The sequence below is a fragment of the Pseudomonas sp. BP6 genome (assembly GCF_017875935.1).
Classification (GTDB): Bacteria; Pseudomonadota; Gammaproteobacteria; order Pseudomonadales; family Pseudomonadaceae; genus Aquipseudomonas; species Aquipseudomonas putida_Y.
On the sequence record NZ_JAGINI010000001.1, the window covers coordinates 5,411,725 to 5,427,176 of the forward strand.

A 15,452-nucleotide genomic window follows, 5' to 3' on the forward strand; every position below is an offset into this window, starting at 1 on the left:
GTGTTTTTGCGGCCAATGCTATTGCACGCTAACCTATGCACAAACGGCATAGTGTTTCATGTGACGCCAATTGATATTCGAGCGTGTTCCATTTTGGTGCACGCCGGGAGATGTGCTTTGTGAACCTTGAAAGCAAATGGCTGGAAGACTTCAGCGCTCTGGCCGCTACCCGCAGTTTTTCTCAGGCGGCAGAGCGGCGTTTCGTTACTCAACCGGCCTTCAGCCGGCGCATTCGCAGCCTTGAGGCGGCGTTGGGCTTGCAACTGGTTAACCGCTCTCGCACACCCATCGAGCTGACCGAGGCCGGGCAGCTATTTCTCGTCACGGCGCGTACTGTTGTCGACCAGTTGGGCGAAATTCTCCGCCATTTGCATCATCTTGAAGGCGGGCAGGGCGAAGTGGTGCAGGTAGCTGCGGCACACTCCTTGGCGTCGGGCTTCTTCCCCCGTTGGGTGGCCCAGTTGCGCAACGACGGTTTGAACATCGCCACCCGCCTGGTTGCGACTAACGTCGGAGATGCCGTACACGCACTGCGCGAAGGCGGTTGCGACCTGATGCTGGCTTTCTACGACCCGGACGCGGCCTTGCAGATGGATGCCGAAATCTTCCCGTCGCTGCACATGGGCACCACTGAAATGCTGCCGGTGTGCGCCGTGGATGCCGATGGCAAGCCATTGTTCGACCTGGAAGGCGAGGGCAGCGTGCCATTGCTAGCCTATACCGCCGGCGCGTTCCTCGGCCGCTCGGTCAATTTACTGCTGCGCCAGCGCAACCTGCGTTATACCACCGTCTATGAAACCGCCATGGCCGACAGCCTCAAGAGCATGGCCCTGGAAGGGATGGGCATCGCTTGGGTGCCGCGCCTGTCGATGCGTGGCGAGCTCGAACGCGGTGAGTTGGCGATCTGCGGCGGTAGCCAATGGCATGTGCCGCTGGAAATCCGCCTGTATCGCTGCGCTTTGGTGCGTAAGGCTAACGTCCGCTTGCTATGGCGCAAGCTGGAGTCGTCTGGAGCACAAGGTGAAGCGTCACTTTGAGTTGCCTTTCAGGTAATCAGTGATATTTGCACGATTCCTGTCGCTGTAGCGGTAGCAGTTGGATCGTGTCGGTACACGGGGGGCGTGTACGTTTCACACACCCAGCCATTGAACTTCAGTTCGGCGTCTTCATGCGTGGCGCCTGGCAGATGGCCAATTTCATGAGCTGGTGACGGTGAGCGAGCGGGCTGCGGAAGCGCTTGGCAATTGCATGCCGAGTACCAGGCCAAACGAAAGTACGAAGAAGCATGGAGCGCTCATGTAGACGTACCAAAATGCTCGAGTAACGATGCAGGCTTACAGCACTCGTCGACCCCGAGGCGGCGGGAAAAAGTTGTCCCACGAGACAGCTTGCCCTTTGATCCGACATGTGCTTGTAGGGGTGGGCGGCCAGCCTTTAAATACGTTACAATCCCGCGCCTTCGGCCGACCTGGTCGATTCAGAATCCGTATGACAAGCCACGCCGGCCCACCTGCGTGGCTTGTTGCTTTTAGCGCGCCAGAAGGCGCTTGCAGGAGAGGCTCGACGATGAGTGCACTGGTTGGCGTGATCATGGGCTCCAAGTCCGATTGGTCCACCCTTAGCCACACCGCCGAAATGCTGGAAAAACTCGGCATTCCCTACGAAGTGAAGGTGGTCTCCGCCCACCGCACCCCGGATCTGCTGTTCCAGTATGCCGAGGAGGCTGAGGGCCGTGGCATCGAGGTGATCATCGCCGGTGCCGGTGGCGCAGCCCACCTGCCAGGCATGTGCGCCGCCAAGACCCACCTGCCGGTGCTGGGCGTGCCGGTTCAGTCGTCGATGCTGTCGGGCGTCGATTCGCTGCTGTCGATCGTGCAGATGCCTGCCGGTGTGCCGGTTGCCACCCTGGCCATCGGCCGTGCCGGTGCAGTCAACGCTGCCCTGTTGTCGGCCAGCATTCTGGGCGCCAAGTACCCGCAGTACCACGCGGCGTTGAAGCAGTTCCGCACGGAACAGACCGACACCGTGCTGGACAACCCAGACCCGCGCCAGGCTTGAGGCTCAACCCATGAAGATCGGTGTAATCGGTGGCGGCCAGCTCGGCCGCATGCTGGCCTTGGCGGGTACCCCGCTGGGCATGAACTTCGCCTTCCTCGACCCGGCCCCGGACGCCTGCGCTGCCCCCTTGGGCGAGCACCTGCGTGCCGACTACGGCGACCAGGATCACCTGCGCCAGCTGGCCGACGAAGTCGACCTGGTCACCTTCGAGTTCGAAAGCGTCCCGGCCGAGACCGTGGCCTTCCTCTCGCAGTTCGTGCCGGTGTACCCCAGCGCCGAATCGCTGCGCATCGCCCGTGACCGCCTGTTCGAAAAGAGCATGTTCCGCGACCTGGGCATTCCCACCCCGGCCTTTGCCGACATCCTCTCGCAGGCAGATCTGGACGCCGCAGTGGCCAGCATCGGCCTGCCGGCCGTGCTGAAAACCCGCACCCTGGGTTACGACGGCAAGGGCCAGAAGGTGCTGCGCACGCCAGAAGACGTGGTTGGTACGTTCGCCGAGCTGGGCAGCGTGCCATGCCTGCTGGAAGGCTTCGTGCCGTTCACCGGCGAAGTGTCGCTGGTGGCCGTGCGTGGCCGCGATGGCGAAACCCGCTTCTATCCGCTGGTGCACAACACCCACGAGAGCGGCATCCTGCGCTTGTCGGTAGCCAGCCAGGCACACCCGCTGCAGGCTTTGGCCGAAGATTACGTCGGCCGCGTGTTGCAGAAGCTGGATTACGTTGGCGTGATGGCCTTCGAGTTCTTCGAGGTTGACGGTGGCCTTAAGGCCAACGAAATCGCCCCGCGCGTGCACAACTCCGGGCACTGGACTATCGAAGGCGCCGAGTGCAGCCAGTTCGAGAACCATCTGCGTGCCGTTGCCGGCCTGCCACTTGGCTCGACCGCCAAGGTGGGTGAGAGCGCGATGCTCAACTTCATCGGTGAAGTGCCGGCCGTGGACAAGGTTGTCGCCATCGGGGACTGCCACCTGCACCACTACGGCAAAGCCTTCAAGGTTGGCCGCAAGGTAGGGCACGCCACCCTGCGCTGCGCTGACATGGCTACCCTCGAGCGCAAGATTGCTGAAGTAGAGGCGCTGATCAGCAACTGATCGGGCTTCGAATCGAACTTCTGCAAGCGGCATGCCCTCTGAATATGGCAACAAGTCGAAGCCCGTCTAGGCTTTGGCTTGTTCCAACTTCACTGCAGAGGGATTGCCATGGGTATCATTGGAACCATCTTCATCGGCCTCATCGTCGGCCTGCTGGCCCGCTTCATCAAGCCGGGCGATGACAGCATGGGCTGGATCATGACCATCCTGCTGGGTATTGCCGGCTCCTTGGTGGCTACCTATGGCGGCCAGGCGCTGGGTATATACCAGGCTGGGCAAGCGGCGGGCTTCCTTGGCGCGCTGGTCGGTGCCGTGGTGCTGCTGGTGATCTACGGATTCATCAAGAAGCGCTGATTACTGGTTAGAATGCTCGGCAATTCATTCGAGTTGCCGAGCATTTTCATGCGTGCCTTTTTCGTCATCCCCTTGCTGTTGGCCAGTACCCTGGCCCATGCCGAACTGCCCGAAACCGACTGGCTGGAGCTGATGCCCAAGTCGGACCAGAAGGCACTCGAACAAATGCCTGAAATCGACCACAACTCGCCGGAAGCCATGGGCACCTTTACCGACAAGGGCGGCCTCAAGCAGGGCAAGGGTTTGCCGGCGGTGATGTACTCGACCAAGACCGTGGCGGCCATGAACAACAGGGATATCCGCCTGGGCGGGTACCCGGTACCGCTGGAAAGCGATGCCAAGGGGAACAGCACGCTGTTCTTCCTGGTGCCGTACCCAGGCGCGTGCATCCATGTGCCACCACCGCCGCCGAACCAGCTGGTGCTGGTGCGCTACCCGAAAGGGTTGAAGATCGATGACATCTACACACCGCTGTGGGTCAGCGGCAAGCTGAAGGTGGAAAAGGTCAGCAATGACCTGGCCGATGCGGCCTATGCACTGGATGCGGGGAAGGTGAGGGTGGTGGAGGATGCTGATCTCTGAACGGCTGTGCCGGCCTCTTCGCGGGTAAACCCGCTCCTACGGAACCTCCGCAGGCCTTGCATGCCGCGGGGTATCTGTAGGAGCGGGTTTACCCGCGAAGAGGCCGGCACAGGCACTGTAAAACTCAGATCATTTCGCTGACAATCCTGACCCCCAGCGAACTGCTGCGCCCAGGCTCCAACTCCACCAGGTCATCCCACACATTCGCCGTCTCGATGCACAACATCCGCTGCCAGCCATCGTCAGCCATGTCTGCCAGCTCCTTGGCCCGCTCGGTCCAAGGGTTCCAGATCACCGCCGAGCGCGAGCCGCTGCTGGTCAAGGTAATCCGCCGATTCCAATGCGGGTCGACGATGCTCAGGGTCTGCGGGGTGTTCAGGTAGATCCGGTCAGTTTCCCCGGCAAACATCAGGGCCCCTTGCTGCTGGCGCTGTTCCCAGTCCGCCAGGGTCTCGATGTAACCCAGCCCGTCGACACCCTCGACTCGTGCCTGGCGCACATCGCTCACTGCGAAGTAGCTATGCAGGGCCTGGCTGATGGTCACGGGGGTATTGCCCATGTTGCGGCTGGTCAGGCTCAGTTTCAGGTCTGCGCCCATCTCCACCACCAGTTTCAGCTCGACATCATGGGGCCAACCGGGCAGGTCGCCCTGTGCTTCAGGCAGTTCGAACTCGATCCGCAGGGTCTCCCCCACGTCCTCGATACCCAGCAATTGCCAGTCACGCGTGCGCGCAAGCCCGTGGGCAGGCGCCTGTGCTCCGTGGTACATGGCCTGGACGGCCTGAGGGTTACGCTGCAGGTTGCCAAACCATGGCCAGCACACCGGTACCCCGGCGCGTACCGACTTGCCTTGGCGGAAGAGGGCCTGGTCGCTCAGCCACAGCAGTGGCGGTTCGCCTACCTGCTGGTAGCTGAGGACCTGTGCGCCTTGCTGGGCGATCAGGAGTTCGGCGCGGTCACTGCTGATACGCCAGCAGTTGAGTTCGCCATGTTGCTCGGTTACGACCTGAAAGGTAGCCATTGCGTTCTTCTCATTGATTGCCAGTGGGCCTTGGACCCGGGCAGATGCAATGAGTTTACCGCCAGCGTGGCTCAGCGACGAGGCACCGAGCGGGTACGACCACTGCCGTCGATGGCGACGAAGACGAATACCGCTTCGGTGACCTTGCGCCATTCGCTGGACAGCGGGTCGTCGCTCCACACTTCGACCATCATCTGGATCGAGCTGCGGCCGATTTCCAGGGTCTGGGTATAGAAAGACAGTTGTGCACCTACCGCGACGGGTACCAGGAAGGCCATGCGGTCGATGGCTACGGTGGCTACGCGGCCGCCGGCGACACGGCTGGCCATGGCCGTGCCTGCCAGGTCCATCTGCGCAACCAGCCAACCGCCGAAAATATCGCCAAATCCGTTGGTTTCTCGCGGCAATGCGGTGATTTGCAAGGCCAGGTCGCCTTGCGGGATTGGATCTTCTTGTTCGAGCTCAATCATGCGATGGGGCCTCTGACCCGTGACGCTTTTCGTTGGTGTGGCGCAAAGGCCGGGTAAACGATTCAGCTTGAAACATACTACGCCGATTTCGTTTCACTGGGCGGCCGTAGGGAAACTCTGCGAAACCGCCTGACAATAGTGACCGGCGTTTTCGCACAACATCCCACGTCAGGAGCAACATAATCCTACGAACTGCCAGTATATAGGGCATAACGGCCAGCGACGACCGCGCATTCACGAATATCTGTGTGGATTTTGTATCGCTTTCGGCGTAGCTCGGCAATTTGCTATCTTCGCCTGTCTCCAATCCAGAAGCCGCGCGCCAAGCGGCCTGCATGCCCTATAAAGAGAACAACGAGCGATGACTTCCGTGCCCAGCAGTATCGAGCAGCCCTCGCGGCCGCTGACCCGCAGCGACTACAAGACCCTCTCACTGTCCGCCCTGGGTGGTGCGCTGGAGTTCTACGATTTCATCATTTTCGTGTTCTTTGCCACGGTGGTGGGCAAGTTGTTCTTCCCGGCCGACATGCCCGAGTGGCTGCGGCTGATGCAAACGTTCGGCATCTTCGCCGCCGGCTACCTGGCGCGGCCGCTGGGCGGCATCATCATGGCTCACTTCGGCGACTTGCTCGGGCGCAAGAAGATGTTCACCCTGAGCATCTTCATGATGGCCCTGCCGACCCTGATCATGGGCCTGCTGCCGACGTATGCGCAGATCGGCATGTGGGCACCGATCCTGCTGTTGCTGATGCGCGTGATCCAGGGCGCGGCAATCGGCGGCGAAGTACCGGGCGCATGGGTGTTCGTCTCTGAACACGTGCCGGCTCGCAACACCGGCTATGCCTGCGGCACCCTGACCGCCGGCCTGACCGCCGGCATTCTGCTGGGCTCGCTGGTAGCGACCTTGATCAACAGCGTGTACAGCGCGGAAGAGGTGGCTGACTACGCCTGGCGTATCCCGTTCCTGCTTGGCGGTGTGTTCGGCCTGTTCTCGGTTTATCTGCGCCGTTGGCTGCACGAAACCCCGGTGTTCGCCGAAATGCAGCAACGCAAGGCACTGGCGGAGGAGTTGCCACTGCGCGCCGTGCTGCGTGACCATCGTGGTCCGATCATCCTGTCGATGCTGCTGACCTGGATGCTTTCGGCCGGCATCGTGGTGGTCATCCTGATGACCCCGGCGCTGCTGCAGAGCATCTACCACATCAGCCCGACCGACTCGCTCAAGGCCAACAGCCTGGCCATCGTGTTGCTCAGCTTCGGCTGTATTGGTGCCGGCAGCCTGGCTGACCGGTATGGGGCGGGTCGGGTGTTCGTGATCGGCAGCCTGCTTTTGCTGGCCAGTTCCTGGGTCTTCTACCACAGCCTGCCGACCCGGCCCGAGTTGCTGTTCCCCCTGTATGCCGTGACCGGCCTGTGCGTGGGCGTGATTGGCGCAGTGCCTTATGTCATGGTCAAGGCGTTCCCGGCGGTGGTGCGTTTCAGCGGGCTGTCGTTCTCGTACAACGTGGCCTACGCCATCTTTGGCGGGCTGACGCCGATGGTGGTGACCGCGCTGCTGAAGGTGAGCCCGATGGCGCCTGCCTACTACGTGGCAGGCCTGTGCGCCGTTGGTCTGGCTGTGGGCCTGTACCTGCTCGCCAACAAGCGCTGATCGGCGCTACGGCTGCTGGCCACTTCGCGGCTAAAGCCGCTCCGGCAGGGGGGGCACAGGGCTCAAGGCCGACACCAAACCTGTAGGAGCGGCTTTAGCCGCGAAGTGGCCAGACCTGCTTCCAGTGATGGCCTTTCATCCAATTGTCATAATGAAGTCATATCGTATTCATGCGGCCTGCCGATACTTGGGCCCGTTCCATCCAACACCCCAATATTCCTGCTAGGAGCAAGGCATGAAACTGAAGCGTTTGATGGCGGCCCTTACCTTTGCCGCCGCTGGCGTTGCAACCGCCAACGCGGTAGCCGCTGTCGATCCTGCGATCCCGACCTACACCAAGACCACTGGTGTATCGGGCAACCTCTCCAGCGTCGGTTCCGACACCCTCGCGAACCTCATGACTCTGTGGGCCGAGGCCTACAAGAAGGAATATCCGAACGTAAACATCCAGATCCAGGCTGCCGGCTCCTCTACCGCGCCACCCGCGCTGACCGAAGGCACCGCCAACCTCGGCCCGATGAGCCGCAAGATGAAGGACGTCGAGCTGCAAGCCTTCGAGCAGAAGTACGGCTACAAGCCGACCGCCATCCCGGTTGCCGTCGACGCCCTGGCCGTGTTCGTGCACAAGGACAACCCAATCAAGGGCCTGACCATGGCTCAGGTCGACGCCATCTTCTCCTCCACTCGCCTGTGCGGTGGCAAGGCCGACATCAAGACCTGGGGCGACGTCGGTGTGACCGGTGACCTGGCCAACAAGCCAATTCAGTTGTTCGGCCGCAACTCGGTATCCGGCACCTACGGCTACTTCAAGGAAGAAGCCCTGTGCAAAGGCGACTTCAAGCCTAACGTCAACGAACAGCCTGGCTCGGCTTCGGTCGTGCAGTCGATCAGCTCCTCGCTGAACGGCATCGGCTACTCGGGTATTGGCTACAAGACCGCCAGCGTCAAGACCGTAGCCCTGGCCAAGAAAGAAGGCGGCGAGTTTGTTGAAGACAACGAAGCCAACGCCCTGAACGGCACCTACCCGCTGTCGCGCTTCCTGTACGTCTACGTAAACAAGGCGCCGAACAAGCCTCTGGCCCCGCTGGAAGCCGAGTTCGTCAAGCTGGTGCTGTCGCAAGCGGGCCAGCAGGTGGTGGTGAAGGACGGCTACATCCCGCTGCCGGCAAAAGTCGTCGACAAGACCCTGGCTGACCTGGGCCTGTCGCACACCGGTAACGTTGCAAAGAAGTAAGTAATTAAGAAGAGGCCGGTGCCACTGCCCGGCCTCTTCCACGCATTTTCAGTCCGAAGCCAGGCTCCCTGTGCGGCGGGCTTTCGCGCGTCACCACTTTGTAATGTTTTTGTCACACGGGACCGCTAGGGTGTGCGCATGAATGATCTGGCCAATTCCAACATGACCCAAAACTCCCAGCCCGTGCGCATTGATTTCAATACGCCCGAGTTGCAACGCAAGCGGCGCATGCGCGCGCTCAAGGACCGCCTGACCCGCTGGTACGTACTGGTAGGCGGGCTTGCCGTATTGGCGGCCATCACGCTGATCTTCTTCTACCTGGCTTATGTGGTGTTGCCACTGTTCCAGGGCGCCGAGCTGACCAGCAAGAAGGCCCTGGAGCCGACATGGCTGCAGCAGGATGCCGGTAAGCCACTGATGATCGCGCTTGAAGAGCAGAATCAGGTGGGGATGCGTGTTTCGGACAAGGGCCAGGCACTGTTCTTCGATACCAAGACCGGTAACGAACTCAAGCGTGTCGATCTGGCAGTGCCGGCGGACACCCAGGTTACTTCCATCAGTACTGACCAGCCGGGCAGCGCGCTGGTGGTACTGGGCTTGTCCAATGGTCAGGCCCTGGTGTTCCACCACACCTACAAGATCACCTACCCGGACAACAAGAAAACCATCACCCCTGGCATCGATTACCCGTACGGCGAGCAATCGTTCGTGCTCGACGAGCAGGGGCGTGCGCTGGACCATGTCAGCGTCAACGTCAATGGGGACACCCTGCTGCTGGCCGGCTCTACTGGTGCTCAGCTGCAGGTGGTCGAACTGACCCGCACGGAAAACATGATGACCGAAGAGGTCACCACCGAGCAGAACCGCATCGACCTGCCGCAAATGACCGAAACGGTGAAGAATATCTTCATCGACCCACGCCAGCACTGGCTGTATGTGATCAACGGTCGCGCCACGGCCGATGTGTTCAGCCTGCGCGACAAGAGCCTCAACGGCCGTTATAAGCTGTCTGAAAGCGCTGACACCGAAATTACCGCCACCGCCCAGCTGGTTGGTGGCATTTCGCTGATCATCGGTGACTCCAAGGGGGGGCTGGCCCAATGGTTCATGGCCCGTGACCCGGATGGCGAATCGCGCTTCAAGCAGATCCGTACCTTCCAGATGGGCAAGGCGCCAATCGTGCAGATCGACGCCGAAGAGCGCCGCAAGGGCTTCATCGCCCTGGACGCCGAAGGCAAACTGGGCGTGTTCCACAGCACTGCACACCGAACCCTGCTGGTTGAGCCGGCTGCCGAAGGCCCTGGCACGCTGGCCCTGTCGCCACGCGCCAACCGCATCATCATCGAAGAAGGCGGCAAGCTGTTGCCGTTGAGCCTGCGTAACCCGCACCCGGAAGTTTCGTTCAGCGCGCTGTGGGGCAAGGTGTGGTACGAGAACTATGACGAGCCGAAATACGTCTGGCAATCGACCGCTTCGAACACTGACTTCGAGCCCAAACTGAGCCTGTCGCCGCTGACCTTCGGTACCTTGAAGGCCGCGTTCTACGCCATGATCCTGGCTGCCCCGCTGGCCATTGCCGCAGCCATCTATACCGCCTACTTCATGGCCCCGCGCATGCGCCGCAAGGTCAAGCCGGTGATCGAGTTGATGGAAGCGATGCCGACGGTGATCCTTGGCTTCTTCGCCGGCCTGTTTTTGGCCCCGTACCTGGAAGGCCACCTGCCCGGTGTGTTCAGCCTGTTCCTGCTGATGCCGATCGGTATCCTGCTGGCCGGCTTTTTCTGGAGCCGACTGCCGGAGTCGATCCGCCTGCGTGTACCGGATGGTTGGGAAGCGGCGATCCTGATTCCGGTCATCCTGTTCACCGGCTGGTTCGCCCTGACCATGAGCCCGCATCTGGAAAGCTGGTTCTTCGGCGGCGACATGCGCCTGTGGATCACCAACGACTTGGGTATCACCTACGACCAGCGCAACGCCCTTGTAGTCGGTATCGCCATGGGCTTCGCGGTCATCCCGAACATCTACTCGATTGCCGAAGACGCCGTGTTCAGTGTGCCGCGCAGTCTGACCCTGGGCTCGCTGGCACTGGGCGCGACGCCTTGGCAGACGCTGACCCGCGTGGTCATCCTCACTGCCAGCCCGGGCATCTTCTCGGCGTTGATGATCGGCATGGGCCGTGCGGTAGGCGAGACCATGATCGTGCTGATGGCGACCGGCAACACACCGGTGATGGAGATGAACCTGTTCGAGGGCATGCGCACCCTGGCCGCCAACGTGGCTGTGGAAATGCCGGAATCGGAAGTCGGTGGCAGCCACTATCGCGTGCTGTTCCTGGCCGCCCTGGTGCTGCTGATGTTCACCTTCGTCATGAACACCTTGGCCGAGCTGATTCGCCAGCGTCTGCGCAAGAAATACTCGTCGCTTTGATAGAAAGGTAGCGATCCGTGAAAAAGGATTCCCTCAAAGGCTGGTTCAAGAGCGGCGCCCCAGGCGTCTGGATGAGCGGCGGTGCGGTGGCCATGGCCGTGATCATGACCGTCGGCCTGCTGGCGGTGATCGCCGTGCGTGGCCTGGGCCACTTCTGGCCAGCCGATCTTGTCCAGGCCACCTACAAGGTGCCGGGCCAGGCCGATCACGTCGTCATTGGTGAAGTGGTGCAGAAGGAGGAAGTACCCCGAGCTCGTCTGAAGGGGGCTGGCCTGCCGGTGCCTGACCAGGGGCCGGAGTTCATGACCCGAGAGCTGATCAAGGTGGGTAACCGCGACCTCAATGGTAGCGACTTCACCTGGGTGGTCGGCGACTGGCTGGTCGATGAGCAACACCCAGCCGACCTGATTGCCGTGGAACGCCGTGAGTGGGGCAATTTTTACGGCTACCTGGTCAGCGTCAAGGAAGAAGGCCGCGTAGTCGCTGAGGGGCCTGCCGCCTGGAACGAACTGCAGGCCCGTCTCAAACGCGCCAACCAGCTCAACAACGAGCTGCAAAGCCTCGAGAAGAAGGATATCGGGGCCATCAACCATGGCCTCGAGCGCCTGCGTTTGCAGGCGCGCAAGCTGGAGCTGGACGGCAAGCTGGACGCCGCCGCGCAAGCCGACATGGACGCCGACCGTGCCGAACTGAACAGCCGCTACAAGGCTATCGAAGACCGCCTGACTGGCCTGCACCAGGCCTTTGCCCGTGACAGCCTGGTGGCCCGCGATGCCAATGGCCGTGAAGTGGAAATCAACCTGAGCAAGGTGGTGCATGCCATTCAGCCGAACGGCATGTCGGCGCTCACCAAGTTGGGTACTTATTTCGGCAAGGTCTGGGAGTTCCTCAGCGACGACCCGCGTGAAGCCAACACCGAGGGCGGTATCTTCCCTGCCATCTTCGGTACCGTGATGATGACCTTGATCATGGCGGTGATCGTCACCCCGTTCGGCGTGCTGGCTGCCGTTTACCTGCGTGAATACGCCAGGCAGGGTCCGGTCACCCGGCTTATCCGCATTGCGGTGAACAACCTGGCCGGTGTTCCTGCGATCGTCTACGGTGTGTTCGGTCTGGGCTTCTTCGTCTACGTACTGGGTGGTTCGATCGACCGCCTGTTCTTCCCGGAAGCACTGCCGGCGCCGACGCTGGGTACTCCGGGGCTGCTGTGGGCATCGCTGACCCTGGCATTGCTGGCGGTGCCGGTGGTGATCGTGGCCACCGAAGAAGGCCTGGCGCGTATCCCGCGCACCGTGCGTGAAGGCTCGTTGGCGTTGGGTGCAACCAAGGCCGAGACCCTGTGGAAAATCGTCCTGCCCATGGCCAGTCCGGCCATGATGACCGGCATGATCCTTGCCGTGGCCCGTGCCGCCGGCGAAGTGGCGCCGCTGATGCTGGTGGGTGTGGTGAAGCTGGCGCCATCGCTGCCGGTGGATGGTAACTACCCGTATCTGCATCTGGACCAGAAGATCATGCACCTGGGCTTCCACATCTATGACGTCGGCTTCCAGAGCCCGAACGTCGAAGCCGCTCGGCCGCTGGTATACGCCACTGCGCTGCTGCTGGTGCTGGTAATCGCGACCCTCAACCTCTCTGCCGTGTGGATCCGCAACCACCTGCGCGAGAAGTACAAGGCGCTGGACAGCTGACCCTGATTGCAAGCGTGCCGCCCGTAAGCCGGGCGGGCCTTTGAAACGAATTGATAGCGTATGGAGTTGACCATGCAGCAAGATTCCCACACCCATGGCATCGACATGTCTGCCCTGGGCCGCAACAAGCAGAGCCTGCGCCTGGCTGAAGAAACCGTGGCCATCGAAGTGCCGGGCCTGAGCCTGTTCTATGGCGACAAGCAAGCGCTGTTCGACGTGCAGATGAACATCCCGAAGCAGCGCGTGACCGCCTTCATCGGCCCATCCGGCTGCGGCAAGTCGACCCTGCTGCGCACCTTCAATCGGATGAACGATCTGGTTGACGGTTGCCGTGTGGAAGGTGCCATCAACCTGTACGGCAACAATATTTACCGCAAAGGCGAAGACGTTGCCGAACTGCGCCGGCGTGTGGGCATGGTGTTCCAGAAGCCGAACCCGTTCCCCAAGACCATCTACGAGAACGTGGTCTACGGCCTGCGCATCCAGGGCATCAACAAGAAGCGCGTGCTCGATGAAGCCGTCGAGTGGGCGTTGAAGGGCGCCGCCTTGTGGGACGAGGTCAAGGATCGCCTGCACGAGTCGGCGCTGGGCCTGTCCGGTGGCCAGCAGCAGCGTCTGGTCATCGCCCGTACCATTGCCGTGGAGCCGGAGGTGTTGCTGCTTGACGAGCCGTGCTCGGCGCTGGACCCGATCTCGACCTTGAAGGTCGAAGAACTGATCTACGAATTGAAATCCAAGTACACCATCGTCATCGTGACCCACAACATGCAGCAAGCGGCGCGTGTTTCGGACTACACCGCGTTCATGTACATGGGCAAACTGGTCGAATTCGGGGATACCGATACCCTGTTCACCAACCCGGCGAAGAAGCAGACCGAAGACTACATCACCGGTCGCTACGGCTAAGCGCCGCTCGCGAAACAGGCACCTCGGTGTCTGGCACTGGCGTTGCCGGTGTTCGCGGGTGAACCCGCTCCTACAGGGCCGCGCTACCAAAGGACAAAACGATGATCAACAAAGAAAGCCTTACCCATCACATTTCCCAGCAGTTCAACGCCGAGCTCGAAGAGGTGCGCAGCCACCTGCTGGCCATGGGCGGGCTGGTGGAAAAGCAGGTCAACGACGCGGTTACCGCGCTGATCGAAGCCGACTCTGGTCTGGCCCAGCAGGTGCGCGAGGTTGACGAGCAGATCAACCAGATGGAGCGCAACATCGACGAGGAGTGCTTGCGCATCCTCGCCCGCCGCCAGCCAGCGGCCTCGGACCTGCGCCTGATCATCAGCATTTCCAAGTCGGTGATCGACTTGGAACGCATCGGTGACGAGTCGACCAAGATCGCCCGCCGCGCCATCCAGCTGTGCGAAGAGGGCGAGTCGCCACGTGGCTATGTCGAGGTACGCCATATTGGCGACCAGGTGCGCAACATGGTCCGTGATGCGCTGGACGCCTTTGCCCGCTTCGACGCCGACCTGGCGCTGTCGGTGGCCCAGTACGACAAGACCATCGACCGCGAATACAAGACCGCGCTGCGTGAACTGGTGACCTACATGATGGAAGACCCGCGCTCTATCTCGCGGGTGCTGAGCGTGATCTGGGTGCTGCGTTCACTGGAGCGTATTGGCGACCATGCGCGCAACATCTCCGAACTGGTGATCTACCTGGTGCGCGGCACCGATGTGCGCCACATGGGGCTCAAGCGCATGACGGCAGAAGTGCAGGGCACTGCTGTCGCCAACGGCGAAAAGGCTAATGTTCTGGGCGAATCTGACGATAAGTAAGGTTGCTCCCGAGCATCGACGCCCGGCCTTGGCCGGGCGTTTTCGTTTGCGGTCGAGAGCCGGCAGGCACCCGCGAACGATGTGAAGAGGTCCCGGCGTGACCAGGTTGTGGCAAGTAGCCATCATTGGCAGTAGGCTAGGCGGGATTCGTAAGGAGTATCGATGAGTAAAGTGAATGTGCTGGTCGTGGATGACGCCCCGTTTATCCGTGATCTGGTCCGCAAGTGTCTGCGTAATGCCTTCCCGGGTATGGCCATCGACGACGCGGTCAACGGTCGCAAGGCCATGGCCATGCTCGGCAAGGAAGCGTTCGACCTGGTCCTGTGCGACTGGGAAATGCCGGAAATGTCAGGCCTGGAACTGCTTACCTGGTGCCGTCAGCAGCCTGCACTGAAAAATCTGCAGTTCATCATGGTGACCAGCCGTGGTGACAAGGAAAACGTCATTCAGGCGATCCAGGCAGGCGTTTCCGATTTTGTAGGCAAGCCGTTCACCAACGAGCAACTGCTGACCAAGGTAAAGAAAGCCCTGACCAAGATCGGCAAGCTCGACAGCCTGATGGCCATCGGCCCGGCACGAGCCAATTCGGCGTTTGCCAACGATTCGTTGAACGCGCTGACTGCGGGCAAGCCGGAAGCGGTCAAGGTTGCGGCGCCAGCGCCGGCGTCGGCCAAGCCTTTGGTCGCGGCTCCTGCACCTGCTGCCCCCGCGCCGAGCGGTCGTGGCCAGGGCCAGCTGCGCCTGGCCAGTGGTACGCAGCCATGTGTGATCAAGGCGTTGAGCCTGAAAGAGGCACTGCTGGTGGTACGCCGCAGCGAAGCGCTGCCACAGGTGCTGGAAGGTGCGGTGCTGGACCTGGAGCAGGGCGAAAGTGCCGAAGTCGCTCGCCTGAACGGCTACCTGCATGCTGTCGCGGCGCTGGAGCCAAAACCAGACAGTGACTGGTTGCAGTTGACGTTCAAGTTTGTCGACCAGGATGCCCAGAAGCTCGACTACCTTTCTCGGTTGATCGCCCGCGGCACTGCGCAGAAGCACTTCACACCTGGTGGCTGACCCCGGCCCCGCGCCATGCTTTTGGCAGGAGCAGCACAAGGTG

At 61.4% G+C, this 15,452-nt stretch carries 14 protein-coding genes; 12 read left to right on the forward strand and 2 right to left on the reverse strand.

What is annotated here, in order from left to right:
• Positions 1-119: 119 nt before the first annotated feature.
• From J3A98_RS24570 to J3A98_RS24590, 5 genes are all read left to right on the forward strand, one after another.
• A complete protein-coding gene (locus J3A98_RS24570; protein ID WP_199880454.1) occupies positions 120-1,037 on the forward strand; it encodes a LysR substrate-binding domain-containing protein in 918 nt (305 codons plus the stop codon).
• A gap of 529 nt (positions 1,038-1,566) precedes the next feature.
• Entirely contained in the window at positions 1,567-2,058 is a 492-nt protein-coding gene (gene purE, locus J3A98_RS24575; RefSeq protein WP_176682914.1) for a 5-(carboxyamino)imidazole ribonucleotide mutase, read from the forward strand.
• A 10-nt stretch (positions 2,059-2,068) separates the two neighbouring features.
• The gene (locus J3A98_RS24580; RefSeq protein WP_176682913.1) at positions 2,069-3,151 is read left to right on the forward strand and encodes a 5-(carboxyamino)imidazole ribonucleotide synthase; all 1,083 of its coding nucleotides are present in this window, start codon (positions 2,069-2,071) and stop codon (positions 3,149-3,151) included.
• 108 nt (positions 3,152-3,259) lie between these two features.
• On the forward strand, positions 3,260-3,505 hold the full coding sequence (locus tag J3A98_RS24585) for a GlsB/YeaQ/YmgE family stress response membrane protein (RefSeq protein WP_176682912.1): 246 nt from the start codon (positions 3,260-3,262) through the stop codon (positions 3,503-3,505).
• A 12-nt stretch (positions 3,506-3,517) separates the two neighbouring features.
• Positions 3,518-4,087 (forward strand): DUF3299 domain-containing protein, encoded by a 570-nt coding sequence (locus J3A98_RS24590; protein WP_209969105.1) that lies wholly within the window; start codon positions 3,518-3,520, stop codon positions 4,085-4,087.
• Between the two features lie 124 nt (positions 4,088-4,211).
• Here the strand turns inward: J3A98_RS24590 and J3A98_RS24595 are convergent, their stop codons facing one another.
• Together J3A98_RS24595 and J3A98_RS24600 are read right to left on the reverse strand one after the other, a co-directional pair.
• Entirely contained in the window at positions 4,212-5,108 is an 897-nt protein-coding gene (locus J3A98_RS24595) for a D-hexose-6-phosphate mutarotase (RefSeq protein ID WP_209969108.1), read from the reverse strand.
• A gap of 71 nt (positions 5,109-5,179) precedes the next feature.
• Entirely contained in the window at positions 5,180-5,578 is a 399-nt protein-coding gene (locus J3A98_RS24600; RefSeq protein WP_003253317.1) for an acyl-CoA thioesterase, read from the reverse strand.
• Between the two features lie 361 nt (positions 5,579-5,939).
• Between J3A98_RS24600 and J3A98_RS24605 the strand changes: the two genes are divergently transcribed.
• From J3A98_RS24605 to J3A98_RS24635, 7 genes are all read left to right on the forward strand, one after another.
• Positions 5,940-7,229 (forward strand): MFS transporter, encoded by a 1,290-nt coding sequence (locus J3A98_RS24605; protein ID WP_014592874.1) that lies wholly within the window; start codon positions 5,940-5,942, stop codon positions 7,227-7,229.
• 235 nt (positions 7,230-7,464) lie between these two features.
• Complete coding sequence (locus J3A98_RS24610; protein ID WP_176682909.1) at positions 7,465-8,463, forward strand: phosphate ABC transporter substrate-binding protein PstS; 999 nt, start codon at positions 7,465-7,467, stop codon at positions 8,461-8,463.
• Between the two features lie 138 nt (positions 8,464-8,601).
• Entirely contained in the window at positions 8,602-10,890 is a 2,289-nt protein-coding gene (locus J3A98_RS24615) for an ABC transporter permease subunit (RefSeq protein WP_176682908.1), read from the forward strand.
• A gap of 71 nt (positions 10,891-10,961) precedes the next feature.
• Positions 10,962-12,578 (forward strand): phosphate ABC transporter permease PstA, encoded by a 1,617-nt coding sequence (gene pstA, locus J3A98_RS24620; protein ID WP_176683051.1) that lies wholly within the window; start codon positions 10,962-10,964, stop codon positions 12,576-12,578.
• A gap of 72 nt (positions 12,579-12,650) precedes the next feature.
• A complete protein-coding gene (pstB, locus tag J3A98_RS24625) occupies positions 12,651-13,484 on the forward strand; it encodes a phosphate ABC transporter ATP-binding protein PstB (protein WP_021785270.1) in 834 nt (277 codons plus the stop codon).
• 101 nt (positions 13,485-13,585) lie between these two features.
• Positions 13,586-14,356 carry a phosphate signaling complex protein PhoU gene (gene phoU / locus J3A98_RS24630; RefSeq protein WP_176682907.1) on the forward strand — a complete coding sequence of 257 codons (771 nt, stop codon included), beginning with the start codon at positions 13,586-13,588 and terminating at the stop codon, positions 14,354-14,356.
• A gap of 162 nt (positions 14,357-14,518) precedes the next feature.
• The gene (locus J3A98_RS24635; RefSeq protein WP_176682906.1) at positions 14,519-15,409 is read left to right on the forward strand and encodes a response regulator; all 891 of its coding nucleotides are present in this window, start codon (positions 14,519-14,521) and stop codon (positions 15,407-15,409) included.
• Positions 15,410-15,452 lie beyond the last annotated feature (43 nt).